At 74.4% G+C, this 23,850-nt stretch carries 22 protein-coding genes; 5 read left to right on the forward strand and 17 right to left on the reverse strand.

Annotated elements, in window-relative coordinates:
• Positions 1-87: 87 nt before the first annotated feature.
• The 4 genes from PUR71_RS28455 to PUR71_RS28470 form a co-directional block, all read right to left on the reverse strand.
• Positions 88-441 (reverse strand): DUF2516 family protein, encoded by a 354-nt coding sequence (locus PUR71_RS28455; RefSeq protein WP_329930003.1) that lies wholly within the window; start codon positions 439-441, stop codon positions 88-90.
• A gap of 117 nt (positions 442-558) precedes the next feature.
• Positions 559-1,053, reverse strand: a complete 495-nt coding sequence (locus PUR71_RS28460; RefSeq protein WP_329930004.1) for a hypothetical protein — start codon at positions 1,051-1,053, stop codon at positions 559-561.
• 22 nt (positions 1,054-1,075) lie between these two features.
• Positions 1,076-1,516, reverse strand: a complete 441-nt coding sequence (locus PUR71_RS28465; RefSeq protein WP_329930005.1) for a helix-turn-helix domain-containing protein — start codon at positions 1,514-1,516, stop codon at positions 1,076-1,078.
• Positions 1,517-1,783: 267 nt separating this feature from the next.
• On the reverse strand, positions 1,784-2,245 hold the full coding sequence (locus PUR71_RS28470; RefSeq protein WP_443077602.1) for a MarR family winged helix-turn-helix transcriptional regulator: 462 nt from the start codon (positions 2,243-2,245) through the stop codon (positions 1,784-1,786).
• A gap of 80 nt (positions 2,246-2,325) precedes the next feature.
• Between PUR71_RS28470 and PUR71_RS28475 the strand changes: the two genes are divergently transcribed.
• Positions 2,326-2,697 carry a VOC family protein gene (locus tag PUR71_RS28475; RefSeq protein WP_329930006.1) on the forward strand — a complete coding sequence of 124 codons (372 nt, stop codon included), beginning with the start codon at positions 2,326-2,328 and terminating at the stop codon, positions 2,695-2,697.
• 265 nt (positions 2,698-2,962) lie between these two features.
• On the opposite strand, the gene PUR71_RS28480 is transcribed toward PUR71_RS28475, so the two are convergent.
• From PUR71_RS28480 to PUR71_RS28495, 4 genes are read right to left on the reverse strand one after another with little or no spacing between them, the layout of a single operon-like run.
• Positions 2,963-4,072 (reverse strand): DNA polymerase III subunit beta family protein, encoded by a 1,110-nt coding sequence (locus PUR71_RS28480; protein ID WP_329930007.1) that lies wholly within the window; start codon positions 4,070-4,072, stop codon positions 2,963-2,965.
• Between the two features lie 34 nt (positions 4,073-4,106).
• Positions 4,107-4,991, reverse strand: coding sequence for an RNA polymerase sigma-70 factor (locus PUR71_RS28485; RefSeq protein ID WP_329930008.1), 885 nt, complete (start codon positions 4,989-4,991; stop codon positions 4,107-4,109).
• 20 nt (positions 4,992-5,011) lie between these two features.
• Positions 5,012-5,197, reverse strand: a complete 186-nt coding sequence (locus PUR71_RS28490; RefSeq protein WP_329930009.1) for a hypothetical protein — start codon at positions 5,195-5,197, stop codon at positions 5,012-5,014.
• Positions 5,194-8,331, reverse strand: coding sequence for an SNF2-related protein (locus PUR71_RS28495; RefSeq protein ID WP_329930010.1), 3,138 nt, complete (start codon positions 8,329-8,331; stop codon positions 5,194-5,196). The genes PUR71_RS28490 and PUR71_RS28495 overlap by 4 nt, the downstream gene beginning before the upstream one ends.
• A 174-nt stretch (positions 8,332-8,505) precedes the next feature.
• Here PUR71_RS28495 and PUR71_RS28500 point away from each other — a divergent pair, with 174 nt between their 5' ends.
• Positions 8,506-9,114, forward strand: coding sequence for a YceI family protein (locus PUR71_RS28500; protein WP_329930011.1), 609 nt, complete (start codon positions 8,506-8,508; stop codon positions 9,112-9,114).
• Between the two features lie 127 nt (positions 9,115-9,241).
• Here the strand turns inward: PUR71_RS28500 and PUR71_RS28505 are convergent, their stop codons facing one another.
• Positions 9,242-10,207 carry a LysR family transcriptional regulator gene (locus tag PUR71_RS28505; RefSeq protein WP_329930012.1) on the reverse strand — a complete coding sequence of 322 codons (966 nt, stop codon included), beginning with the start codon at positions 10,205-10,207 and terminating at the stop codon, positions 9,242-9,244.
• A gap of 110 nt (positions 10,208-10,317) precedes the next feature.
• On the opposite strand from PUR71_RS28505, the gene PUR71_RS28510 reads away from it, so the two are divergent.
• Both PUR71_RS28510 and PUR71_RS28515 read left to right on the forward strand, forming a co-directional pair.
• Entirely contained in the window at positions 10,318-11,676 is a 1,359-nt protein-coding gene (locus PUR71_RS28510) for an MFS transporter (protein WP_329930013.1), read from the forward strand.
• 9 nt (positions 11,677-11,685) lie between these two features.
• Positions 11,686-12,162 (forward strand): macro domain-containing protein, encoded by a 477-nt coding sequence (locus PUR71_RS28515; protein ID WP_329930014.1) that lies wholly within the window; start codon positions 11,686-11,688, stop codon positions 12,160-12,162.
• Here the strand turns inward: PUR71_RS28515 and PUR71_RS28520 are convergent.
• Positions 12,156-12,722, reverse strand: a complete 567-nt coding sequence (locus PUR71_RS28520; protein ID WP_329930015.1) for a GNAT family N-acetyltransferase — start codon at positions 12,720-12,722, stop codon at positions 12,156-12,158. The genes PUR71_RS28515 and PUR71_RS28520 overlap by 7 nt on opposite strands.
• Before the next feature lie 284 nt (positions 12,723-13,006).
• Here PUR71_RS28520 and PUR71_RS28525 point away from each other — a divergent pair, with 284 nt between their 5' ends.
• Positions 13,007-13,747, forward strand: a complete 741-nt coding sequence (locus tag PUR71_RS28525; protein WP_329930016.1) for a TetR/AcrR family transcriptional regulator — start codon at positions 13,007-13,009, stop codon at positions 13,745-13,747.
• A 74-nt stretch (positions 13,748-13,821) separates the two neighbouring features.
• Here PUR71_RS28525 and PUR71_RS28530 read toward each other — a convergent pair whose 3' ends face one another.
• The 7 genes from PUR71_RS28530 to PUR71_RS28560 all read right to left on the reverse strand — a co-directional run bounded on the left by PUR71_RS28530 (position 13,822) and on the right by PUR71_RS28560 (position 23,801).
• Positions 13,822-15,102 carry a GNAT family N-acetyltransferase gene (locus tag PUR71_RS28530; RefSeq protein WP_329930017.1) on the reverse strand — a complete coding sequence of 427 codons (1,281 nt, stop codon included), beginning with the start codon at positions 15,100-15,102 and terminating at the stop codon, positions 13,822-13,824.
• 113 nt (positions 15,103-15,215) lie between these two features.
• Positions 15,216-15,725 carry a GNAT family N-acetyltransferase gene (locus tag PUR71_RS28535; RefSeq protein ID WP_329930018.1) on the reverse strand — a complete coding sequence of 170 codons (510 nt, stop codon included), beginning with the start codon at positions 15,723-15,725 and terminating at the stop codon, positions 15,216-15,218.
• A 154-nt stretch (positions 15,726-15,879) separates the two neighbouring features.
• Complete coding sequence (locus tag PUR71_RS28540; protein ID WP_329930019.1) at positions 15,880-17,124, reverse strand: C40 family peptidase; 1,245 nt, start codon at positions 17,122-17,124, stop codon at positions 15,880-15,882.
• A gap of 297 nt (positions 17,125-17,421) precedes the next feature.
• Positions 17,422-18,513, reverse strand: coding sequence for a hypothetical protein (locus tag PUR71_RS28545; RefSeq protein WP_329930020.1), 1,092 nt, complete (start codon positions 18,511-18,513; stop codon positions 17,422-17,424).
• A 101-nt stretch (positions 18,514-18,614) separates the two neighbouring features.
• Positions 18,615-20,486, reverse strand: a complete 1,872-nt coding sequence (locus PUR71_RS28550; protein WP_329930021.1) for a threonine/serine ThrE exporter family protein — start codon at positions 20,484-20,486, stop codon at positions 18,615-18,617.
• A 119-nt stretch (positions 20,487-20,605) separates the two neighbouring features.
• Complete coding sequence (locus PUR71_RS28555; RefSeq protein WP_329930022.1) at positions 20,606-21,259, reverse strand: DedA family protein; 654 nt, start codon at positions 21,257-21,259, stop codon at positions 20,606-20,608.
• A 184-nt stretch (positions 21,260-21,443) separates the two neighbouring features.
• Entirely contained in the window at positions 21,444-23,801 is a 2,358-nt protein-coding gene (locus tag PUR71_RS28560) for a hypothetical protein (protein WP_329930023.1), read from the reverse strand.
• Positions 23,802-23,850 lie beyond the last annotated feature (49 nt).

Genomic DNA, 23,850 nt, shown 5'->3' on the forward strand with positions numbered 1-23,850 from the left:
AACGGTGCTGCCCGGGGGAGGCGATTCGTAGCCTCTCCCGGGCAGCACCGTTGCGCGTGGGCGGCGCGCTCTGCGTTACCAGGGGCGTTACCAGGGGCCGTACGGGCCCATGTTGCTCCGGCCGCCGCCGTGGCCGCCGCGGTTGGTCAGTTCCCGGATCGCCGGACGCACGTCCACCATGTAGACGATCGACGCCACCAGTCCGGCGAGCGTGCCGATACCGGTGAAGAAGTTCACGCCGAACAGCAGGTCCCAGCCGAACGCGATCCCCAGGATCGCCAGCCAGAAGCCCTTGGTCTTCTTGTCCGCGGCCCGGTAGGCGTCCTCACGGCGGGTCGCGCCGTCGATCAGGGCGAACAGCTTGAAGCCCAGGATGGCGATGGACATCCACCAGATCGGGTTCAGATAGGCCAGGCCCAGAATCTGGTCCACTCCGCCCATGGCGGTCTCCTCTGTCTCTCGGCTCCGGTGTGCGGGCCGCCGCCCATCCTGGCACGGCTACCGTCCGCCAAGCCGTCAACGTCCCGCGCTCGGCGGATGTGCCCCGTTCGGTGGGCTTCACTCCCCGCCGGGGGTGTCCTTGCGGGCGCGGGCGCTCTTCTTCGGGGTGGCGGGCTCTTCCTCTTCGACGACCTCGGCGTCGATCACCGCGGGCCCGGACGGCTCGGCGGTGGCCGGGCGGGTGCGCTCGACCACGGTCTTGCCGCGCTCGGCCAGTTCGTCGTACGTCTCCTTCGCCTTGACCGCCAGCTCGACCGCGCGGCCGACCTGCTGGATGGCGAAGTCCTGGGCCCGCTCCTGCAGCGCCTTGAAGTCCGTGGGGAGCGTCGTGACCGTCTCGGTGACCTTGGCCTGCGCCTCGGCGAGCTTCGCCTGCGCCTCCTGCAGCCGGGCACCGGCCATCTCCTGCGTGCCCTTGCGGTCGGCGGCCAGCGCCTCGACCTTGCCCGGCACCTCGCGCAGCTTCTCGTAGGCGAGGTCCCCGGCGCCGGCGAGGGCGTACAGCGGGGTCGGGTCGGTGAGGGTCTTCTTGAGCTCGTCGGTGATCGGCATGACCGGTCCTCCCGGTGGGTTTCTAGGCGGCTGGGCCGTCGGTCGTTGTTCGGGTGGCGAAGGTGGTGCTGGTGGTGGTGCTGGTGTCCGCTTCGGCCTCGGCTGTCGGGGTCCGGCGGGCCGCGTTTTCCTTCAGGAAGGCTTCGTAGACCGCGAGCAGCGCTTGCTTCTGCTGGTCGTTGATCAGCGGATCCGCGAGGATCGACGCCCTCAGCTCGAGGCCCTCCTGCCGCCGCTCCTCCAGGATCCCGGCCTGGACGTACAGCGTCTCGGCCGAGATCCGCAGGGCCTTCGCGATCTGCTGGAGGATCTCCGCGCTCGGCTTGCGCAACCCTCGCTCGATCTGGCTGAGGTACGGGTTGGACACGCCGGCGGCCTCCGCCAGTTGGCGCAGCGAGTACTGCGCGTTGCGGCGCTGCTCGCGGATGTATTCGCCGAGCGAGCCGACGTTCAGTGAGGCCATGTCCACAGGGTGCGGCATGGTGCTTGCAAATGCAAGCAGGGTGCTAGCTGGAGCTAACGGTGGGCGCTGTGACTTTGTCTGGCAGGTGGACACCGTGCAGGACGGCCGACCAATCGTTCCCAGCTTGTTGGCCAGCCTGAGCGACCTGGTCGACCACGGGCCAGAAGCGGGTGGGCCTCCGGCCGAGCAGCGACCGGCGGCCTTCGGCCCCGACCCTGCCACCACAGGCACCTCTTCCGGCCGGCCCGAAACAATCGGGAGCCCGGGTCATTTCTCCAGGGCTGCCGCGATGCGGTCGAGGTCGGTGAGCAGCGCGGCCATGCGCTGTGGCGGGATCGCCTCCACCATGCGCTCTTCGATGGCGTAGACGGCGGCTTGGACCGCGGACAGGCGCGCGTGGCCTTCCTCGGTGAGGTGGGCGGGCCGGGCTCGGCCGTGGTCGGCGGTGGCAGGGCGGGTGATCAGTCCCGCTTCCTGCAGGCCCCGCAGAACAACGTTTCCGGACTGCCGGGTGACGAAGGTCGCGCGGGCGAGGTCGGCGTTGGACATGCCGGGGTGCAGGGCCAGGAGTTCGAGAGTGGCGTACTGCGGCACGGTCAATCCGTGCTCGCGCAGGCCCTTGTCCATGGCGCTGCGCAGGGCGGCCTGGGCGCGTTTGAGCAGGTAGCCCACGTGTTGGGTGACGTCCTCGGCGGGGTGGGGCGGCTCGGCGAACGGGCTCTCCATCATGTCAGCATTTTGACATGGGTGTCCCGGGATCCTAGTCTCCGCTATGTCAAAGTCCTGACATCAAGGATCGAGGAGTACCCATGCCTGCCACCATCGAGGGCCCCGACTTCGTCGCCCTGCAAGTGCGCGACGTGCAAGCAGCAGCGACCTTCTGTGAACAGCACCTGGGCCTTCGCCGGGCCGCCGTCTCGCCGCCCCACGCGGTCGTGTTCGACACCAAGCCGACCCCGTTCGCCGTCCGCGAGCTCCTCCCGGGCGTCGACCTCGCCGACACCGCACGGCCCGGTCTGGGCGTAGTGCTCTGGTTCCGGACCACGGACGCCCACCAGCTCCGCGACCAGCTCACCGCCGCCGGAGTCAGGATCCTGACCCCCATGGCGGACAGCCCGTTCGGGCCGGTGTTCTCCTTCGAGGGCCCCGAAGGCTACACACTCACCGCGCACGGAGGCTGACCGCAACTGCCCTCTCCCTCACCCCCCCCCCGGGCCCCGGGCAGCGGACAAACCGTCACGCCTCGGCGCGCAGCACCAGGAAGTCGGCTCCGTCTCTCTGCTCCTGGTCAGCGCGCCTCGGCGAAGCGCGGTACATCGTCGGGACGTCGACTGAGGCCGGGACGGCCAAGCCTTCGCGACACCGATAATCTGCGGTTTCCAAGGCGTTCCCTCTGGTCAGAGCCAGGGCCAGCGGCCAAAGGGGTGGGTGGGGTGGGCGCCCTGATCACTCGGTGGATCGGACGAGGTCGGGCAGCCGGATCGGCATCAGCATGGAGAAGGTGCCGTCGCGGCCGGGGGTTCGGATCGCCAGCGGGGCGATGGGGCCGCCGAGTTCGAGGACAAGTTGTTCGGGGCGGCCGGCGGCCAGGGCCTCCAGCAGGAAGTCCCGGTTGACGGCCACTCGGAGTTCGCCGGGGGTGGGGTCGACGTCGGCCGGAGGGACTGCGAGTCGGCCGTCCGGGGTGATGGCGAGGACGGTGACCGTGCAGTCGGCGCCGCCGGGGCCGGAGGGGAGGGTGTGGGCGGCGCCGGATTCGACGGCTCCGCGCAGGTCGGCGGCGGGGATGTCGACGCGGTGGAGCGGGTCGAGCCGGGTCAGTGCGCGGTAGTCGGGGTAGTCGAGGTCCGGGGTGGCGCCCTCGATCCGGTGGGCGCCGGTCTCCACGCGTACGAAGCCGCCGCCGAGGGTGATTTCAGCCTCCGTCGCGCCGGGGAGCAGGGCCAGCAGGGCGTCGGCCAGGGCCGTCGGGACGATCGTGCCGGGCCGTGGCCCGGGCGTGGTCGGCAGGGGCACCTCGGCGAGGGCCATCCGGTAGCGGTCCGTGGCGACCAGGCGGAGTGCGGCGCCGTCCACCTCGAACAGGACCCCGGCGAGGACCGGGAGTTCGGGGTCGGTGCAGACCGCGAAGCGGACCGCGTCCAGGGCCGCGGCCAGTGCGGGGGCCGGGACGGTGAACCGGAGTCGGGTGGGGGCGGCGGTCATCGGGTTCTCCCTCTGGTCGATCAGCGTGCGGATCAGGGAGAGTTCGCGGCGGGCGTCGGCGAGGCCGTCCTCCAGGCGGCGCAGGTGCGCGTCGACGACGCGGTGGGCCTCGCCGGTACCGGGGGCCGCGCCGAGCACGGCGCGGATCCCCGTCAGCGGCAGGCCGACGCGGCGCAGCCGGGCGAGCAGGCGGGCGTCGGCGAGTTGCCGGGGCCCGTACCAGCGGTAGCCGGTCTGCGGGTCGACGTGGGCGGGGGCGAGCACGTCGGCGCCGTCGTAGTAGCGCAGGGTGCCGACGCCCAGGCCGGTGGCGCGGGCCAGTTCGCCGATGCTGCGCAGGTCGCTCTCCATGCCGGTCACTGTGGTTCCTCGACCAGGTGGAGGGTCAAGGATTGAGGCGGGTGAGCTTGTGGGGGTTGCGGACGGTCCGCAGGGCGGCGATCAGGGGCGTGCCGTCGGGGCCCTCGACGAAATCGAGGACCGTGACGGAGTCGACCCGGTCGCCCACCGTGAGCAGCAGGCCGGGCTGGCCGTTGACGAGGGCCGGGCGGGCGCCGGCCCCGCCGAGTTGCTCGAGCACGCCGAGGACGAAGCGGGCCACGTTCCCCGCACCGGTGACGGGGCGCAGCGCGGCGCGCACGACGCCGCCGCCGTCCGTCCACGAGGTGACGTCGGGGGCGAGCAGCTCCAGCATCCGGTTGAGGTCGCCGCCGACGCAGGCGGCGAGGAACTCGTCGGTGGCCCGGCGGCGCAGGTCCGCCGGGGCGTCGTAGCGGGGCCGGCCGGCCTGGACGTGCGCCTTGGCCCGGCTGCCGACCTGGCGGCAGGCCGTCTCGCTGCGGTCGAGGGCCTCGCCGATCTCCTTGTAGGAGAAGCCGAAGACCTCCTTGAGCACGAAGACGGCCCGCTCCAGCGGGGAGAGGCTCTCCAGCAGCACCATCATGGCGAGCGAGACGGTCTCGGCGCGTTCGACGCCCTCGGTCGCGTCCGGCTCGCCGACGAGCGGTTCGGGCAGCCAGGGGCCGACGTAGGTTTCGCGCCGGACGGCGGCCGAGTCGAGCCGGTTGAGGGCGAGGTTGGTGACCGTCCGGGCGAGGTAGCCGCCCGGGTTGGCGACCGGGTCGGTGACCTGACTCCAGCGCAGCCAGGTGTCCTGGACCAGGTCCTCGGCGTCGGCGACGCTGCCGAGCATCCGGTACGCGATGCCGAAGATCATCCGCCGGTGGGCTTCGAAGTCGGCGAGGCCGGGGTGTTCGAGGGTTTCGGTCACCTTCGCAGGGTAGCCGCCGGTCAGGCGCGGAACGCGTCGTAGGCCGGGGCGAGCACGGCGGCGAGGTCGCGTCCGCGCACGGTGATGCCGGACGGGCCGAGGCGGCGCAGGGACGGTTCGGCCTCCTCCGGCTGTTCCTCCGCGCGCAGGGTGAAGTCGCCGCGCCAGTAGGCCGCGACGTTCACGACGGGGTCGGGTTCGGTCATGCTTCCTCCTCGGCCACCGCGTCGTCGCGGGTGAGCTCGACCAGTTCGCGCAGCGCGTCGGCGGGCAGGTCGGTGAGCCACTGCTCGCCCTCCCCCACCACGGTGTCGGCCAACGTGCGTTTGGCGGTGAGCAGTTCGTCGATCCGCTCCTCGACCGTACCGACGCACACGAGCCGGCGCACCTGGACGTCCCGACGCTGGCCGATCCGGAACGCGCGGTCGGTGGCCTGCTGCTCGACCGCCGGGTTCCACCAGCGGTCGAGGTGGATCACCTGGTTGGCGGCGGTCAGGTTGAGCCCGGTGCCGCCGGCGCGCAGCGAGAGGATGAACACGCGCGGCCCGTCCGGGGCTTGGAAGCGTTCGACGAGTTCCTCGCGGCGGGGCCGGGAGAGTCCGCCGTGCAGGTAGAGCACCTCCTCGTCGAGCCGCCGCGCCAGGTAGGGGCGGAGCATCGCGCCGAACTCGGCGTACTGGGTGAAGACCAGGGTGCGGTCGCCCTCGGCGAGGGCCTCTTCGAGGAGTTCGGCCAGCCGGGCGACCTTGCCCGAGCGCTCGCCCAACGCCGAACCGTCGTGCAGCAGTTGGGCGGGGTGGTTGCACACCTGCTTGAGTTTGCCGATCGCTGCGAGCACCGTGCCGCGCCGCTCCACGCCCCGGATGCCCTCGACCCGGCGCAGCAGGTCGGCCACCACCGCCTGGTACAGGCCGGCCTGCTCGGCGGTGAGGTTGCACCAGACGGTCATCTCCTGCTTGGCGGGCAGGTCGGCCGCCACCGCCGGGTCGGTCTTGAGGCGGCGCAGGACGAACGGGCCGGTGCGGCGCCGGAGTTCGGCCGTGCGGTCGGGGCTGCGGTGCAGTTCGACGGGGATCGCGTAGCGCTCCTTGAAGCGCTCGGCCGGGCCGAGCAGCCCGGGGTTGGCGAAGTCCAGGACGGCGTGCAGCTCGGACAGCCGGTTCTCCACCGGGGTGCCGGTCAGGGCGATCCGGTGCACGGCGACGGGCAGCGCGCGGATCGCGCGGGCCTGGGCGGTGCCGGCGTTCTTGACGTGCTGCGCCTCGTCGGCCACGACCCGGCGCCAGCGGACCTTCCGCAGGGCGGCGAGGTCGCGCTGGACCAGCCCGTAGGTGGTGATGACGAGGTCCACTTCGCCGACGGCGGCCGCGAGTTCGTCCGCGCCGAGGCGGCCGGAGCCGTGGTGGACGTGGATGCGCAGGCCGGGGGCGAAGCGCTCGGTCTCGCGCTGCCAGTTCCCGACGAGGGACATCGGACAGACGAGCAACGTGGGGGCCGTCGCGCCGTCCGCCTGTTCGGCGGCCAGCAGGGCGAGGGTCTGCACGGTCTTGCCGAGGCCCATGTCGTCGGCCAGGACGGCGCCCAGGCCGAGCCCGGCCATCGTCCGCAGCCAGGCCAACCCCCGCTCCTGGTAGGGGCGGAGGGTCGCACGGAAGTCCGGCGGGAGCGTGGGTGCCGGGGCCGTGGGGGTGCGCCCGGCGAGCAGGTCGCCCAGGGGTCCGTCGGCCCGGACGGCGGTGACCGGCAGGCCGGCGACCGCGGCCTCGGGGTCGAGCGCCATCCGCAGCACCTGTGCCGTGGCGACGGCGGTGTCCCTCCGGTGGTCGAGGAACGCGAGCGCGGCCGCGATCTGGGCCGGGTCGGCCTCCAGCCAGGTGCCCCGCACCCGGACCAACCCCTGTTTGGCGGCGGCCAGTTCGGCGAGCTCCTGCTCGCTGAGCGGATCGCCGTCCGGGCCGAGCGCCGCCTGCCAGCGGAACGCGACGACGGCGTCCCGGTCGACCTGGCCGGTGACGGCGAGCGAGCCGGGGGCGGGCGGGGTCGAGACGCGCAGGGCGAGGCCGCGCCGGGGCTTGCGGCGCCACCAGGCCGGGAGCAGCACACCGAACCCGCTCTCGGCCAGGGCGGGCGCCGCCGTGCGCAGGAAGTCCAGGGCCCCGGCGCGGTCCAGCGGGAGGGCGGAGGGGCGGGAGCGGTGACGCAGGCCGTCCAGCTCGGGCCAGCGGTGGCCGGCACGGGCGAGTTCGGCGGCCAGGACGTCGGCCGGGTCGTCGGCCTTGCGGGCGAGCGCGGCGAGGGCGGCGCCGCCCTCGTGCAGGTCGGCGGCGCGGACCAGCAGGGACGGCTCGTCGACGGCCTGGAGCAGGAACTCCACCTGCCAGGCGTCGTCGGACGGGCGGCCCTCGGGGTCGCCCTCGTCCGGCCCCAGCGGCTCCAGCAGGCGGAAGCAGAGCCGCAGGGCGGGGTCGGTGGGCTCGGCGGCGGCGTACCAGGCGGCGAGACGGCGATGGAGGTCCGCCAGGGCGCCCTGGTCCGCGGCGAGGGCGGCGTCCGGCGCGGCGAGGGCCGTCAGCCACCGCTCGGCGGCGCTCGTCGGGGCGTCGCCGCCGCGCAGGAGCGGAGGCGCGGTGGCGAGGGCGGACCTCGCCTCGGCGTCCACGAGGGCGCTCAGCGCCGCGTCGACCAGCGCTTCGCCGGTGACGCCGGCGGGCGGCCACTCCCCCAGGAGCACCGGTGGGCAGCCGGCGGCGAGGGCGGCGGCCTCGCGGCGGCCGCCGGGGGTGAGGTCCGGGCGCCAGCGGGCCCGCGGGGCGCCGTCCGCCAGGAGCCGCGGCAGCACCCGGCCGCCGCCGACCGCCCGCCAGGCGAGGTCGTGCACCGCGGTGAGCCAGCGCAGCGACGGTCCGTAGACGACGTCGACGCGCCCGGTGCCGGGCAGCTCGGTGCCGGTCACCGCCCAGTGCGGGTCGAAGACCTCGCCCAGCAGCTGGGCCGCCGCCCCCGCGTCGAACAGCAACGCGGGCACCCGCCACGGCGCGAGCACCGCCGCGCCGCGCACGGGGGTGGCGGGCAGGTCGGGGGACGGCACGGGCAGGGAGCCGGCGGTCGGCAGGAGCAGGGTGGCCCAGCGCTCGGGCGCCTGGCCGGCGAGCCAGCCGAGGCCGGGGCCGATCCCGCCGAGCACGGCGGCCACCTCGGCGGCCGGGCCGGCGTAGGGGTGGGCGCGCGGGGCCGGCCGCGCGGGCGCCTGCACGGCCGTCGCCCCGGGGTGGCGGCGGGCGTCCTCGGCCCAGAGCGCCAGCGTGCCGTCCGCGCGCCAGAGCGCGTGCAGGACGTACATGGGCGGGCCTCTCGGGGTGGCGGAGCTGCTCGTGGATCGACCAGGGTCGCCCTGGAAGCGTAATCGCGACCACCGACACGGCGAAGTGGTTGAACTTTGAACTAGACGGGGTTATGGTGGCTCCAGGAAGAAGTTGAAGCCTAAACAAAATGGCTTCGAACCCGAGGAGGAGCCATGGGCCTGTTCAACCGCACCAAGACCGCCGCCACGACCGCCGTCGCCGAGACCCCGGCCGGGCCGGACCTCGCCCACCTGACCGGCGACTGGGCGATCGACACCACCCACAGCGAGGTCGGCTTCTCGGTGCGCCACGCGATGGTGACCAACGTCAAGGGCCGCTTCACCGACTACGAAGGCAAGCTGCACCTCGACGGCGCCGCGCCCGGCAACTCCAGCGCCGAACTGGTGATCAACGTCGCCAGCATCGACACCAACCAGGCCCAGCGCGACGAGCACCTGCGCACCGGCGACTTCTTCGCCGTCGACGCCCACCCGGAGATCCGCTTCCGCAGCACCTCCGCCGAGCGGCTGCGCGGCGACTCCTACCGGATGACCGGCGACCTCACGATCAAGGGCACCACCCGCCCGATCGTCCTCGACCTCGACTACACCGGCAGCGCCACCGACGCCTACGGCGCCGAGCGGGTCGGCTTCGAGGGCACCGCCGTCGTCGACCGCACCGAGTTCGGCCTGACCTACAACGCGGCGCTGGAGACCGGCGGCGTGCTGATCGGCGAGAAGGTCAAGCTCAGCTTCGACATCTCCGCCGTGAAGGCCGCCTGAGCCGGACATCGCGTGCGGCCGCGGCCGCACCGCCGGGACCGCACCGCCCCTGCCGACCCCCGAACGGCAGGGGCGGTGCGTCGTTCCGGCGCACGACGGGCTCGGGGCGCATGGCCGCGCCGGCCCCTCAGCCGGGGAGCAGCGCCGCGTCCGGCGACGGCAGCCAGCTGCCCGGCGGGCGGCGCAGCCAGCCCTCGTCCGCACCCAGCGCGGACGCCGCTCCGGCCAGCGCGGTCAGCCCCGCGTGCCGCAGGCCCGGCCGGTGCACCAGGCTGACCAGGCAGAGCGGCACCGGCTCGACCAGCGGCACGTTCACCGCGCCCGGGATGCGCGGGCCGCCGACCGTGGTCAGCATCGCGTCACCGTGCCGCGCCAGGTAGCGGGCGGTCTCGTCCACGCCGACCGGCGGCACGTACGGGGCCGCGGCCGTCAGGCCGTGCTCGCGCAGCAGGCGCGCGCCGAGGTCGGCCCACTCCGTGGTGGCCGGGTTGCCGGCACAGATGTCCACGGGGTGCCCGGCCAGGTCGGCGAGGCGCAGCACCGGGCGGCCGGCCAGCGGATGGGTGTCCGCCATCATCACCGACACGTGCTCCAAACGGACCGGTATCTGCGCGAGTTGACCGCGCAACGCACCGGGGAGGCCGGCGAAGCGACCGAAGGACACGTCCAGGCGGTGGGCGAGCAGTTCGCCGGCCGCCGCCGCCAGGCCGCCGTGGAAGCGGGCCAGCAGCTCGCCCTCCGGACGGGCGGCACGGGCCCGGGCCAGCACCCGGTTGGCGGTCAGGTCCGGGCCGGTGACATCGCTGTTGAGGTCGAGCAGGAGCGGCCGTTCTGCCGCGCCCGCGACGATCTCGTCGTGCAGGGCGAGGAGCTGGCGGGCCTGCGGCAGCAACCGCCGCCCCGCCGGGGTGAGTTCGACGCTTCGGGTGGTGCGGGTGAACAGCGCGTCGCCGAGCAGCCGCTCCAGGGCGCGGACGTCCCTGCTGAGCGCCTGCTGCGCCACGTGCAGCAGACCGGCGGCCCGGCCGAAGTGGAGCGTCTCGGCGGTCGCGACGAAGCCTCGCAGCAGACGGGGGTGCAGGTCGACGGGCATGGCGGCAGATTAACAACACCGTGTTGTGAGTGCGACGGAACAGGTGTTGGACCGCGGACGGGACGCCGGGCGAGGCTGAGGGCAATCCCCCACGACTCCCCAGGAGCCCCATGGCCCCGCGCGCCCTCTTCGCGTCCACCCCCGGCCCGTCCCTCCTCGTTTCGTACCGGCGCCTGTTCGCCGCCCCCGGCGCCGCCGCGTTCACCCTGGCCGGACTGCTCGGCCGGCTCGCGCTCTCGATGACCGGCGTCTCGCTCGTCGTGCTGATCGCCGAGCGGCGCGGCTCCTACGGGCTCGCCGGCACCGTCGCCGCGGCCGGACTCGCCACCGGCGCGATCGGGATGCCGCTGATCGGCCGGCTGGTCGACCGCCACGGGCAGGCCCGGGTGGCCGTCCCGGCGGCGCTGTACAACGCCGTTCCGCTGTTCGGCCTGGTGCTCTGCGTCCGCCTCGGCGCGCCCGACTGGACCCTCTACGCCTGCTGGGCGGCCTGCGCCGCGGCACCGAACCTCGGCGGCATGGCCCGCGCCCGCTGGGCGCACCTCCACCACGACGACCCCGCCGCCCGGCACGTGGCCAACTCCCTCGAACAGGCGCTGGACGAGCTCTGCTTCATGGCCGGACCGGTCCTCGGCATGCTGCTCTGCACGACCGTCGCGCCCGAGGCGGGCCTGCTCACGGCCGGCACGCTCGGCACCACCGGCACCCTGCTGTTCGCCGCCCAGAAGCGCACCGAACCGCCCCTGGCCGGACACCCGACGGCGCGGCGCGGCGGCGCCGACCCGGCCGTGCTCCGCCACGGCTCCCCGCTGCGCACGCCCGGACTGCGCGTCCTCGTGCTGACCTTCCTCGCCACCGGCGCGGTGTTCGGCTCGACGGAGATCACCACGGTCGCGTACGCCGACGCGCTCGGCCACAAGCCGGTCGCGGGCGGACTGCTGGCCCTCGTGGCGGCCGGGTCCTGCGTGGCCGGACTGCTCTTCGGCCTGCTGGCGCCGCGCTCCGCTCCGGGCGTCCGCTTCCTGCGCGGGATCGCCACGATGGCGGCGCTGCTGCTCCTGCCGCTCGCGGCCGGGCTGGGCGGGGCCGGGTTCGGCCTGCTCGGGCTCGCGCTGTTCGCGGCCGGCACCGGCACCGCACCGACCATGGTGACGGGCATGACTCTCGTTCAGGAGCTGCTCCCGCAGCGGCAGTTGAACGAGGGCATGGCGGTGGCGGTGTCCGGCATCGTGATCGGCATCTCGGCGGGCGCGGCGATCGCCGGGACGGTCGCCGAGCACGCCCCGCCCGGCACCGGCTACGCGCTGCCCGCCGGGGCGGCCGGGCTCGCCCTGCTGATCGCCCTCGCCGGACGACGCCACCTGGCACCCGGCGGGCGACCGGGGGCGGGGTCCGCGGTGGCGGCCGGGTCCGGGGCCGGGCCCAGGGCTGCGGAGAATTCCGAACGGACTGTCAGTACCGCGCGCTAGCGTTCGGACATGTCGACCATCACGTACGTCCGCGGCGACGCCACCGCGCCCCAGGCCAAGGGCGTCAAGGTGATCGCGCACGTCTGCAACGACCTCGGCGGCTGGGGCAGGGGCTTCGTCCTCGCCCTGTCGAAGCGCTGGCGCGAGCCGGAGGCGGAGTTCCGCCGCTGGCACCGGGAGCGCGCGAAGAACGACTTCGGGCTGGGCGCGCTCCAACTGGTGCAGGTCGAGCCGTACGTCTGGGTGGCCAACATGGTCGGCCAGCGCGGCATCCGGACCGGGCGCTCCACGGGCGCGCCGGTGCGGTACGAGGCCATCGACACCGCGCTGTCCGCCCTGGGCGGGCGGGCCGCCGAGCTGGGAGCGTCCGTCCACATGCCGAGGATCGGCTGCGGGCTCGCCGGCGGGCGCTGGGAGCGGGTCGAACCCCTGGTCCGGGCGCGGCTCGTGGAGCGGGGGGTGCCGGTGACGGTGTACGACTACTGAGCGGCCACGGGGCCGTCCTCCACCGGGTCGCCTTCCACCGGCCAGGTGTACTCGTACTCGGGCAGCGCGTGGCCGCCCGGGAACACGCCCTCCTGCTCGGCGGTCCGTCGGCCGCCCTCGCGCTCGTAGAACGCGACCGCGCGGGTGTTGTCCCGCAGCACCTCCAGGTACAGCGCGGCCCCGGGGTGCCGCGCGGCGACGTGGGCGCGCGCCTCGGCGAGCAGCGCGCGGCCGATGCCGCCGCCGGTGCTGCCGGGCCGGACGTGCAGGTTGTCGAGCAGCACCCGGCCGTCCGGCTGCGGCACGAGGTAGGCGAACCCGAGGACCTCACCGGCCCGTTCGGCGATCAGCAGCTCGGGCGTGTTGTCCGGGCCGCCGTAGTCGACGGTCAGCCGCAGCTCCCACAGCTCGCGGCGCTGGGCGGCCAGCCCATCCCCGAGCGCCTCGGCGGGGACGATCCCCCGGTACGCCGTGCGCCAGCTGAGCGCGTGGAGGTCCGCGACGACTCCGGCATCGTCCGCGCCGCCGCGCCGGATGGTGGTCTGTTCGGCACCGATCATGGGACGAGCCTCCCACACCTCCGGAGTTGAACATGTTCAATCGAGCCCGCTACAGTTCGGACATGCTTTTGAACGCGTTCGAAATGAGCGGGGGCGAGGCGGCGGCACCGGATGCGGAGGGGGCATCCGGTGCCGCGTGCACCGACACCGGGTGGAGCCTGGTCTCCGGCTAGGCTCGTGGCGTGGCAGACGTGGAATCGAGCAACGGAACGGACGGGACGACCGGAGCGGGCGGACCGGGCGGGACCGGATCAGGCGGCCCCGGCGGCACGGAGGACACGACGGTGGCCGCACCCCCCGCCCCGGCGGAGCTTCCCGGCGGAAGGGCCCAGCCGAAGACGGACAAGAGCGAGGCGACTCGGGCGCTGATCCTGGAGACCGCGATGCGGCTGTTCCAGGAACGGGGCTACGAGAAGACCACCATGCGCGCCATCGCCACCGAGGCCGGCGTTTCGGTCGGAAACGCGTATTACTACTTTTCGGCGAAGGAATTCCTGATCCAGGGGTTCTACGACCGGATGACCCACGACCACGCGGCGGACGCCAGGAACCGCATGGCCCACACCCGGGACTTCGCGGAGCGGCTGCAGTTCGCGCTGGAGTCCTGGCTCGACACCGCCGCGCCGTACCACGAGTTCGCCGCGCAGTTCTTCCGGACGGCCGCCGACCCGACCAGCTCGCTGAGCCCGTTCTCCAACGAGTCGCACCCGGCGCGGGCGACCGCCGTGGAGCTGTTCCGCGAGGTCCTGCAGGGCTCGGACCTGGCACCGAAGCTCGACTCCGAACTGGTCGAGCTGCTGCCCGACGTGCTCTGGCTGCACCTCATGGTCGTGGTCCTCTACTGGGTCTTCGACCGGACCGGGGACACCGAGCGGACCCGGGAGTTCGTCCGCCGTTCCACCCCCATGGCCGCCCGGGTGATCAACCTCTCCCGTTATCGGGTGTTCCGGCCGATCGTTCGCGACGCCAAGGGCCTCATCCAGGACTTCATCCTGCCCACCATCGGGAAGAGCGCCGTCAAGTAGGGCTCCGCACAAGGCGCTTGGGGATGCCGGGCCCTCGGCCCACTCGACGGTGGGCCGGGGCCCGGATCGCGGGCTCAGAAGGAGTCCGGGTTCCAGGCCAGCAGCGGGGTGCGCAGCAGCAGGTCGGCCGCGGCGGCCGCGCCCGGGTGCGACTCGGTGACCAGACCGGCCGCGGCCAGCCGCGGCAGCGTCTCGCCTCCCAGGTAGAGCGCGCCCAACTCGGAGGCGCCGAGGGCGAGATCGGCCGCTTCGTCGGTCGGCGTGCAGCGGCCGGTGCCGTCGGCGGCGACCTCGACCGCCCACCGGCCGGCCGCGAATCCGAGCCGGTCCTCGACCTCCAGGACCACGCGCCCGGGCGCGCCGTACGTACGGGCGTTGAAGGCCGCCTCGACGTCGAGGACGCGCAGCCAGGTGAAGTCGGCGTTGTCCACGTACGGGGTGGCGGCGCGCGGGTCCTGGAGGAGCAGCGGCAGCGGATCGTCCGGGCCGAGGTTCTCGATGACGACCTTGCGCACCCAGTCGACGGAGAACACGAACCGCCACAGCTCGGCGGCCGTCGCCCGGTCGAGGGCGAGGAAGTCGACCACGGTGAGCGTGCAGTCGGGGTAGCTGCCGTCCCAGGTGTCTTCGACCCGGTAGACGACCAGGCCGGTGGCGGTGCCGTCGGGCGCCCGGTGGACGGCCGCGAACGGCTCCTTGAAGTCGAAGCCCGGCACCGTGATCTCGCCGGTGGTGCGCTTCCACCACAACTCGTCGCGGGCGAGCGCGCCGGGCTGGGTGAGCCGCCAGCGGTCGTGCAGTTCGGCGCCGGTCTTGCGGAGCTCGGCCATGGTGACGAAGTCGATCCGGCCGCCCGGCACGGTGGGCAGGCCCTCGCGCAGGCCGCGGGTGCGGTTGAGGTCGACGTTCCAGCCGTGGCCCCGGGTGGCCGGACCGAAGCCGTAGCGGCCGTAGATGTTGTACTCGGCGGCGATCAGCACGGCGACGGCAGAACCGCGCCCGCGCGCGGCGGCCAGGTCCCGCCGCATCATGGCGCTGAGCAGGCCGCGCCGGCGGTGGGTCGCACTGACCGTGACGGCGGTGACGGCGTCGGCCGGGACGGTCGCGCCGCCGGGCACCGTCAACTCGACGTCGAAGCTGCGGAAGGTGGCGACGCAGCGGCCCTCGTCGAAGCCGCCGAGCACCCGCCCCGGCTGCCACTGCCGGCGGCGGAAGTCCGCGGCGCTCTCGAAGTGCGGGCGCAGGAAGCCGAGGGCGAGGGCGCGGTCCCACGCGGCGACCTCGTCCTCGGAAACCGCGCGGATCTCGATCCCGTCGACCGTCTCGACGGCCGCTTCGTCGGTCGTGTTGCCCATGCGGCCACGGTACGACCGGGCCCGGATGACGGCATCTCATTTATTCGTGCCCGAGCCGTGCACGATCCTTGCGCGATTCGACGGGCCGGACGGGGCGCGCTCCCCCGGCTCGTTCAGCCGGTGTGCTCCCCCGGCAGCACCACCCAGTGGTGGCAGTGCAGCACGCGATCCGCGAAGTCGACGTCGCGCTCGCCGAGGAGCCGGAACCCGAGCGCCCGGCAGATGCCGTTGGACGGCCCGTTGGTCACGGCCGGGAACGCGTGCACCTCGCCCCAGCGGCCGTCCCGCGCGGCCGCGTCCAGCAGCTCCCGGACGGCCGCCTTGGCGAGCCCGCGGCCCTGGAAGTCGGGCAGCACCGCCCAGCCGACCTCGGAGAGGGGGACACCGTCCTCCTCGTGCGACCACAGCGCGATCCCGCCGGCCATGACCTCCCCGGCGCCGTCCGGCACGACGATCGCCTTGATCCACGAGCGGTCCTCCGCCACCTCCCGCACGTCCTTGCGCAGCCGCTCGACCACCTTGTCCTCGGGCAGCGGCCCGCCGAGCTCGGCCATCATCACGGGGTCGCACCGCATCCGCACGTACGTCCCGGCGTCGCCCTCCTCGACATCCCGCAGCCGCACCAACGCCTCCTCTCCGACGATCGGAACTCCCCACGCTAGCGGCGGCCACCGACAAGATCTCCGGAACCGGTGAATCCGGAACAGCGTGCCGGCGCGCGTCCAACGGAACGCGGTGCCGTCCCCGAGTGGATCGGCCAATGGTCCCCGGCGCCCCCTACGGGCGGGCGTAGAAGTCCGGGGTGCCCATGATCCAGAGGCTCGCCTGCTTGACCGGCATGCCGACGCGCGGGGCCTCGATCATCTGGTCGTCGCCGATGTAGAGGCCGACGTGGTGGATGTCGGCGGCACGGCCGGTGTCGGTCCAGAAGACGAGGTCGCCGGGCCGCAGGTCGCGGTAGCCGACGGGGGTGCTCTGCGCGTACTGGTCGGCGGCGAAGTGGTTGAGCTGCCGGCCACCCTCGCGCCAGGCCATCATCGTCAGCCCCGAGCAGTCGTAGCCGGCCGGGCCCTCGCCGCCCCAGATGTACGGCAGACCGATCTTCGAGCGGGCGAAGGCGACCGCGGCCGCCGCGCCCTCGGCGGACCACGGACGGGCGGGCGGTGCCGCCGGGGTGACCTGGGCCGCGGCAGCGGCGGCCGCCTCCGCAGCCGCCTGTTCGGCCGCCGCCTTCTCGGCGGCGGCCCGGGCGGCGGCCTCGGCCTCGCGGGCGGCGATCGCCTCCAGGACCTCGTGCCGCTGCCGCTCCAGCTCGACGGTGGTGTGCCGGGCGGCGGCCAGGTCCGCGAGAAACTGCTCGCGGCGGCGCCCGACGGCGAGGACCTCGCCCTGCTGCGCCGCCAGCCGCTCCTGCGCCCGGCCCCGGGCGGCGCCGACCTCGGCGGCGGCCCGCCCGGCGGCCTCGGTGGCCGCCCGGGCGGCGTCGGAGGCGCGGCTCGCGGCGGCGGCCGTGGCGCTGGCCGCGTCGAGGATCTGCCGGGTGCGTCCGCTGGCGACGCCGATCGCGGTGGCGCGGTCGCCGAGCTCGCGGGGCCCGCGCGCGCCCAGCAGGGCGTTGAGCGCGGCCAGTTCGGCGCCGGCGCCCTGCCGGTACGTTTCGGCGGCGAGCCGGGCGGCGTCCTCGACGGCGGCGGCCCGCTCCGCCTCGGCCGCGGCCGCCCGCTGCGCGGCGGCGGTCTCCTCGGCGCGGGCCCGGGTGAGCGCGAGCTGGGCCCCGTTGTAGGCCTCCACGGCCTGCTCGGCGCCGCGGCCGGCCCGGTCGAGCTCGACCCTGGCGGTGGCCAGCCCGGCCTCGATGGCTCCGACCGAGGCGGCTCTGCGCTCGGCCTCGGCCCTGGCCCGGTCGACGTCCTCGGCGGAGGGGTACGGCTCCGGGTCGGCCGGGACGGCGTGCGCGGCCGGCAGCAGCCCGAGCACGGCGGTGAGGGAGAGCAGGAGGGTCGGCAGGAGCCTGCGCACCACGGGATGTCCCTTCGGCACGGACCGGACGCGCGGATCGGACGCGTCGCGGTCGAACGGGTCACGCGGCCGGACGGGCCGCCCGCCGGGCGCGCCGCGGAGGGGCGGGCGGGCGGCGCAGGGGCGGGGGGCGACCGGGCAGACGGCCCGGCGATGCGTCCAGTGCGTGACGAAGCGGTCACTCACCGCTCATGTTCTCAAGTCCGTCGTCGTTCACGCACGGAATACGCACCGCCGGCCGGGTGAGCATCGGATGATCCGATCGACGCCAGCTCCAGCCAAAAGGAAGGGGTGGACGAACTACCGGTGGATCCGGCGGGTCCGCGTGAGCAGGTAGGAGTGACGCTCGGGCCGGGGCTCCAGTCCGGTCGGCCGCACCGCGTACGTCCGGCTGCGCCCCGCCCGGACCGTCCGGCGGCGCTGCTTCGCGCGGCGGCCCCGCCCCTCCCCTCCGCCGGACGCGCCGTACTGCTGCCCCTCGTGCGCGGCGGTCCCGGCGGCGCCGGGGCCCCCGGCGTGGGCGGCGGCCGAGCGGCGGTCGGCGAGTCGCGCCGAGCGCCGGGCCAGTGCCCGGGCGGCGTGGGCGTCCAGGTGGGCGGTGGCCCGGGCGGCCATCCGTTCGGCCACCCGGTGGGCGGCGGGGTGGTTGGCGGGGACCTTGTCCGGCGCACCGGCGATCAGGTCGAAGAGCCAGGTGCGGGCCCGGTCCGCGCGCCGGTGGAGGAGGCGCTCGCGCCGGAGAGCGCGCGCCCGGCGGCGGGGGCGTGTGGCGTACCGCCAGCGGGCCCACGGGCTGCTCGGCCGGGCCAGCCGGATCGCGCCGATCCAGGAGAGGCCGGGGACCATGATGCCGAGCAGGCCGGTCCACAGCTTGCCCTTGATCAGCGTGATCACCGAGGCCAGGGCGTTGACCGAGATCACCGCGATCAGTCCCCACCTGGTCTCCTGGCCGGGCACCACGCCGAGCGGCACGTACCCGACCAGCAGCAGGGCGGTGAACAGGATCCCGAAGATCACCGCGTCCACCGACTTGCGGCCCTGCTCGCCCCAGTACACGTCGTCCAGGTGCAGGATCAGCGCGAACTCGTCCAGCACCAGGCCGCAGCCGATGCCGAAGAGCAGCCCGAACACGTCGATCCACGGGTGGCCGCCGTAGGTGGCGAACACCCCGATCCCCCCGACCAGCAGGAAGCCCAGGCCGAAGACCATGTGGTGGATGTGCAGGCCGCCGGGCGTGACGTTGCCCGGCCACCACCTGACCTGGGCGCGGATCATCCGCACGCTGAACCGGATGAACACGAAGGAGGTGATGAACCCGACCAGCAGCAGGAACAGCGGTTGCTTGTGCGCGGCGACGATGTGCTCGCGGTAGCTGTCCAGCAGTGTCGTCATGGGTCTTACCTTCGTTCCTGGTCCTGCGTCCTGCCTGCGGTGACGTGGCCCGGAGCCCGACACCGGTCGAACACCCCGTCCGACACCCGTCCAACGGCCGGTCAGAAGCCGCGGGTGCGCTTGGCGGCCCGGCGGGGCACGACCGGGTACAGCGAAGGACGCTCGGCGCCGACCGGCAGCTTCATGAACAACCGGGCGATCTCGCCACCGAGGTTGACCCCGATGGCCAGCGCCATCGCGATCGCGGCGGCCCGGGTGATCGACACCAGCCCGGCGCTGGAGTGCCCCTGGGCGAAGGCCAGCATCCCGAGGTAGAGCGCCGAACCCGGCATCAGCGGACCGATCGCCGCCGTCACGTACGGCAGCGCGGAGCCGCTGCGGTAACGCGCCATCAGCTGGCCGAAGAGGCCCACCAGGCCGGCCGCGACGCCGGTCGCCACGATCGGGGAGACTCCCCCGTTGTAGACCAGCACGCCGTAGCTCGCCCAGCCGATGCCGCTGTTCAGGGTGACCAGGGGCAGGGTCCGGCGGTCGGTCTGCAGCAGCGTGGCGAACGCGAGCGTCAGGAGCATCGCCGCCACCATCTGGACCGGCGGGTAGCTGACGCCCGCCAGGCTCTCGTCCGGCCGCAGCCTCGCCTCGAAGCCGACGCCCAGGTAGAGGATCAGCATCACGCCGATCACGATGCCCGCGACCAGGTAGATCACCTCGAGGAGGCGGGCGGCGGCGGTGATGTAGAAACCGGTCAGCCCGTCCTGGACCGCGGCGACCAGCGCCCGTCCGGGCAGCAGCGCGAACAGGCCACCGGTGATCACGACCGAGCCGCGCAGGCCCCAGTCGTTGAAGGACAGGATGATCCCGGAGGCGGCGGCCGGCATCGCCGCGGCCACGAACTGGTAGAACTCCGGCAGCCGGCGCCGGGCCAGTGCGGAGGCCAGCCGGTCGCCGAGCACGGCGGCGATGAAGGCGCTCGCGAAGACCAGCCAGCCCTTGTCGTCCATCCGCCCGCCGACCAGGAACGTCGCCGCGCCGGCCAGCAGACCGGTGGTCAGGGCGAGCAGCCAGACCGGGTACGGGTGCCGGTTGCGCCGGATCCCGGCGAGCCGGCGGTAGGCGTCGTTGACCGTGACCTGCTCCGCCGTGATGTCCGCGACCAGCTCGTACACCGCGTTCAACCGGGTGTAGTCGGAGGTGCGGCGGCGCACCACGCGGTCCGCGGTGATCGGCGGCTCGACCAGCGAGGGCTGGTGCGAGATGCCGATCAGGGTGAAGGTCACCTGCGGCTCGCAGTGGTCCAGCCGGTAGGCGTGCGCGATGCCGAGCATCGCCGCCTCGACGTCCTCGGCCGCCTCGCCGCTCGCCAGCAGCAACTCGCCGATGCGCAGCGTCAGGTCGAGGATGCGGGGGACGTTCCGGGCCGCCGAGGGGTGCAGCTCGCGGGGCGTCCGCTCGAAGGCGGGGCGCTCGGACATCGGGGTGCGCAGGAGCGTGCGCATCCGGTCCGGCCACGGCCCCTCGCCGGGCGCGCCCGGGGTCAGCTCCGGAACGGGGATGCCCGTGGGCGGGGTGTAGCCGGCGGCTCGCCACTCCTCGGGCGTGAGGGTGTCCTCGGCGACCGAGCGGCGGCGCGGGCGGGCGTCGGCCGGGGCGGTCGACGCGGGCTCGGGGGCGTCCGGGGCGGCGTCCTCCTGCCGGGCGGCGGACGACCGCGAGGGCAGGGCCAGCGACGGCGAGAGCTGCGGCTGCGGAGTCACCGGCTCCGGGGTCAGCAGGCCCCTGGTCTCGGGGACGGGCGGGGCGAGCGGCACGACGGTGGTCGGCTCGACGACCGGGGCCGGGTGGCCGAGCAGACCCTCGGTGGGCGGCGCCTCGGAGGGGTGGACCGGCTGGACCGGGGGCGTGTGCCGCGCCTGGCGGGCCGCCCGACCTCCCCTCGACCGCTTGCCTGCGCCCGGTCGGCCCCGCTTAGGCACTTCCGCTCCTCGCCACCCCTGGTGGCACCGGGCCACCGATCGATCTCCGGTTACACCTTGCCTGATCGAACAGCCGGACGCACATGTACGCCGCGTCGGGTGACCTGCGCGGCAGGCGCCTACTCGGCGCGGTGGCGGGAACCGGCCGACGCGCCGGAACGGCGGGCCCGGAGCAGTTCGACGGCCACCGGGATCACCGAGACCAGCACGATCCCGACCAGGATCGCCTCGATGTTGTCCCGGACGAAGGGGATCCGGCCGAGGAAGTACCCGAGGACGGTGACGCCGGCGCCCCAGAGCACGCCACCGATCACGTTGAAGACGACGAACGTGCGGTAGTTCATCCTGCTCACCCCGGCCACGATCGGGGTGAACGTGCGGACGATCGGCACGAAGCGGGCCAGCACGATCGCCTTGGGGCCGTGCCGGTCGAAGAAGGCGGCGGCCTTCTCGACGTTCTCCTGCTTGAACAACCGGGAGTCGGGGCGGCGGAACAGGCCCGGCCCCACCTTGCGGCCGAACAGGTAGCCGGCCTGGTCCCCCGCGACGGCGGCGGCCACGATCAGGGCGCAGACCAGCCAGAGCGGCTGGTGCAGGTAGGTGCCGCCGGCCACCAGCAGGCCGGTGGTGAACAGGAGGGAGTCGCCCGGGAGGAAGAAGCCGATCAGCAGCCCGGACTCGGCGAAGACGATGGCGAGGATGCCGAGCAGGCCGAAGGCGGAGATCAGATGGGTCGGATCGAGCCAGGACGGGCCGAGGGCGAGGGTGGTCACAGGGCTCTCCTGGGGATCGAGTCTTGGCAATGAAAGGGTAAAGCAATTACCAAGACTCGATCCGGACGGAGAAGGTTCCCCGGGGGTGCGGGGCTCCTGCGGGGGCTCCCGGGGGCGGGCAGGGAGTGCGGGCAGGGGGTGCGGGCGCAGACGGTTCCCCCGGTCCGAGGGCCGGGAGGCCGGCTCAGAGGCCGTAGCGTTCCACGATGTCCTCGTGGTGGGCGACGTCGGCGCCCGCCGCCTCGGCGAGGGCGGGCCAGGCCAGGGGGTGGGGCCAGGTGGCGGTGAGGCGGTGGAGCAGGGCGTCGGCCTCGGCGGCGGCGGCGGTCGGGGGCACGCCGAGCGCCGCGTAGATGCCGGGCAGCACGCCGTCCTCCTCGGCCGGGTCGGTGATGCTGTACTGCTCCCCGCTGTACGCCCACACCGCGTAGCCGGCCTCACCCAGGCCGTCCCGCAGGGCGCGCCAGGCCTCGTCGCCGGGCCAGCCGCCGTCGATCCAGTACGTCGTGTACCCGGCCGGGTCGAGCAGCGTCAGCATCTCGAAGACCGGCCGCCAGCGCACCCGCTCCGCCTCGGGGGCCTCGTCCCCGGGCGGGGGCTCAAGCAGGGCCGGGGCGAAGACGACGACGTCGCCGTGGTTGAGCGTCAGGTCGTCGCCGAGGACCGGGAGGACCCGGGCGGTGGCCGGGCCGGTGCGCAGGGCGGGGAGGTCGGCGGTGGAGCCGTTGGTCCGGGTGGTGCGGACGGTGATCAGCTGCCACTCCTCCTCCACCGGGCCCTCGGGCTCGTCGAAGTCGATGCCGAGCAGGGCGCCGGTGGAGCGGACCACGGCCCAGTCCCGGTTGGCGGTGGCCGCGGTGATCAGGTGCCAGAGGTCCGGCGGCCGGACCGTCCGGTGCAGTTCCTCCTCGGGCGTGCCCTCGACGGGCAGCGCGTGCTCCAGGAGTTCCTGGTACAGCCGCTGCGCGGTCGCGTGGTCGCCCAGTTCGGTGGCGGCGCCGGCGGCGAGACGGCGGGTGTTGATCCGGTCCGGGTGCTCGGCCAGGATCACCGCGCAGTGCTCGACCACCTCGGCCCAGCGGGCCTCGGCGGCGGCCCAGCGGGCGCGCACCCAGTGCCCGTCGGCCGGACTGGTCGCGGCCAGCCGGTCGGCGAGGCGGCGCACGCCCTCGCCGTCCCCGGCGTCGATCAGCACGGCGCCGAGCAGGCCGGGCAGCACGGCGTCGGTCGGGTCGGCGTCCAGCCGCTCCCACAGCAGGTCGGCGGCGGCCCGAACGTGGCCGAGCCGGCCGAGCACGGCGGCCAGTTCGGCCGCGAGGGCGTTGGCGCCGGCCCGGGCACCCCGGTACCGCTCCAGGGCGACGGAGAGCAGGTCGGCGCCGGTCTCGTGGGGCACCCCCGCCTCGGCCAGGTGGGCCGTCAGCTCCCCCGGCGGGACGGGCAGCGCGGGCTGCGGCAGCGCCTCGGCGGCGGCCCGCAGCCCGGCCACCTCGGCGGCCACGCCGTCGGTGCGGCGCAAGCCGGTGAGCTTGCGCTCGCCCGTCGCGGCGAGCGTGCGGGCCACCGTCCGGGCGCCGCGGGCGACGGCGAGCCGACCCGCCACCAGGAGCAGGTCGACGCACGGGCGGTGGGCGCCGGTCGCGTCGAGGTGGCCGACCCAGCCGGCCAGGACTGCCCCGAGTTCGGCGTCGTTCTCCCAGGCGCCGGCCGCGGCCAGCAGCTCGACCGTCCTGGCCCAGTGCTCGCGCAGGTCGGCGTGGCGCTCGGCGTCGTCGCGGGCGGGCAGCAGGGCGAGGGCCTCGTCGGTGCGGCCGAGCGTGGCGAGCGCGCGGGCCCGCAGCAGGGCGCCCCAGAGCCGGTCGTTCTCGCCCAGGGAGCGCCCACCGGTGCGCTCGGCGCGCTCGGCGGTGTCGAGCAGGCCGAGGACCTCCTCGCACCGGCCGAGCCGGAGCAGGGTGCCGGCACGGGAGTGGTGGTGCTCCAGCGAGAGCCGCTGGCCCGCCGCCAGCATCCGGGCGCCGGCGGCGTCGAGGTGGGCCAGGGCCTCCTCGCCGCGGCCGTCGTCCTCCAGAGCGTCGGAGTACTCGCGGGAGAGGCAGTCGAAACACGAGCGGGCGGGCTCGATCCGCTCCAGCGTCTCGCCGAGCACGGCGAGGCGCTCGGCCGCGTAGCCCGGCCCGTCCACCCGGGCGTGGCAGATCGCGAAGTCCTGCACCACGCAGACGGACTGGGGGCAGCCGGCGGTCTCCTCGCGGTGGGCGAACTCCAGCAGGTCGACGACCTCGGGCAGGGCCTTCTCGCCGTGGTGGCGCTTGTTCAGCAGGTTCTGCATCCGCCAGTGCCGCAGGTAGACCTCGACCCAGGGCAGGCCGAGCGCCCGGGCGGCGGCCAGCGCCTCCGGGAAGACGGCGTCGAGCTCGTCGTTGCGGCCCTCGTTGGCGTGACCGGGCAGCGCGTAGATGGCCTCGGCCAGACGGTGGTGGCCCGCGTCGGACAGCTGCTGGTGGGCCTCGTGCACCCAGGCCCAGATGTCGATCGTCATGCCTTGTCCCCCTGCGTCGTGCTGATGAAGAGTCTGCCGGGCGCCACTG

This window comes from Streptomyces sp. SP17BM10 (assembly GCF_036322405.1).
Classification (GTDB): Bacteria; Actinomycetota; Actinomycetes; order Streptomycetales; family Streptomycetaceae; genus Kitasatospora.

Bases quoted from the DNA above. Each gene is read 5' to 3' on its own strand.
- PUR71_RS28560 (WP_329930023.1), bottom strand. From the start codon at position 23,801: ATGACGATCGACATCTGGGCCTGGGTGCACGAGGCCCACCAGCAGCTG.
- PUR71_RS28475 (WP_329930006.1), top strand. From the start codon at position 2,326: ATGCCTGCCACCATCGAGGGCCCCGACTTCGTCGCCCTGCAAGTGCGC.
- PUR71_RS28515 (WP_329930014.1), top strand. From the start codon at position 11,686: ATGTCGACCATCACGTACGTCCGCGGCGACGCCACCGCGCCCCAGGCC.
- PUR71_RS28500 (WP_329930011.1), top strand. From the start codon at position 8,506: ATGGGCCTGTTCAACCGCACCAAGACCGCCGCCACGACCGCCGTCGCC.
- PUR71_RS28495 (WP_329930010.1), bottom strand. From the start codon at position 8,331: ATGTACGTCCTGCACGCGCTCTGGCGCGCGGACGGCACGCTGGCGCTC.
- PUR71_RS28520 (WP_329930015.1), bottom strand. From the start codon at position 12,722: ATGATCGGTGCCGAACAGACCACCATCCGGCGCGGCGGCGCGGACGAT.
- PUR71_RS28455 (WP_329930003.1), bottom strand. From the start codon at position 441: ATGGGCGGAGTGGACCAGATTCTGGGCCTGGCCTATCTGAACCCGATC.
- PUR71_RS28545 (WP_329930020.1), bottom strand. From the start codon at position 18,513: ATGACGACACTGCTGGACAGCTACCGCGAGCACATCGTCGCCGCGCAC.
- PUR71_RS28460 (WP_329930004.1), bottom strand. From the start codon at position 1,053: ATGCCGATCACCGACGAGCTCAAGAAGACCCTCACCGACCCGACCCCG.
- PUR71_RS28505 (WP_329930012.1), bottom strand. From the start codon at position 10,207: ATGCCCGTCGACCTGCACCCCCGTCTGCTGCGAGGCTTCGTCGCGACC.
- PUR71_RS28465 (WP_329930005.1), bottom strand. From the start codon at position 1,516: ATGGCCTCACTGAACGTCGGCTCGCTCGGCGAATACATCCGCGAGCAG.
- PUR71_RS28470 (WP_443077602.1), bottom strand. From the start codon at position 2,245: ATGATGGAGAGCCCGTTCGCCGAGCCGCCCCACCCCGCCGAGGACGTC.
- PUR71_RS28530 (WP_329930017.1), bottom strand. From the start codon at position 15,102: ATGGGCAACACGACCGACGAAGCGGCCGTCGAGACGGTCGACGGGATC.
- PUR71_RS28480 (WP_329930007.1), bottom strand. From the start codon at position 4,072: ATGGAGAGCGACCTGCGCAGCATCGGCGAACTGGCCCGCGCCACCGGC.
- PUR71_RS28490 (WP_329930009.1), bottom strand. From the start codon at position 5,197: ATGACCGAACCCGACCCCGTCGTGAACGTCGCGGCCTACTGGCGCGGC.
- PUR71_RS28510 (WP_329930013.1), top strand. From the start codon at position 10,318: ATGGCCCCGCGCGCCCTCTTCGCGTCCACCCCCGGCCCGTCCCTCCTC.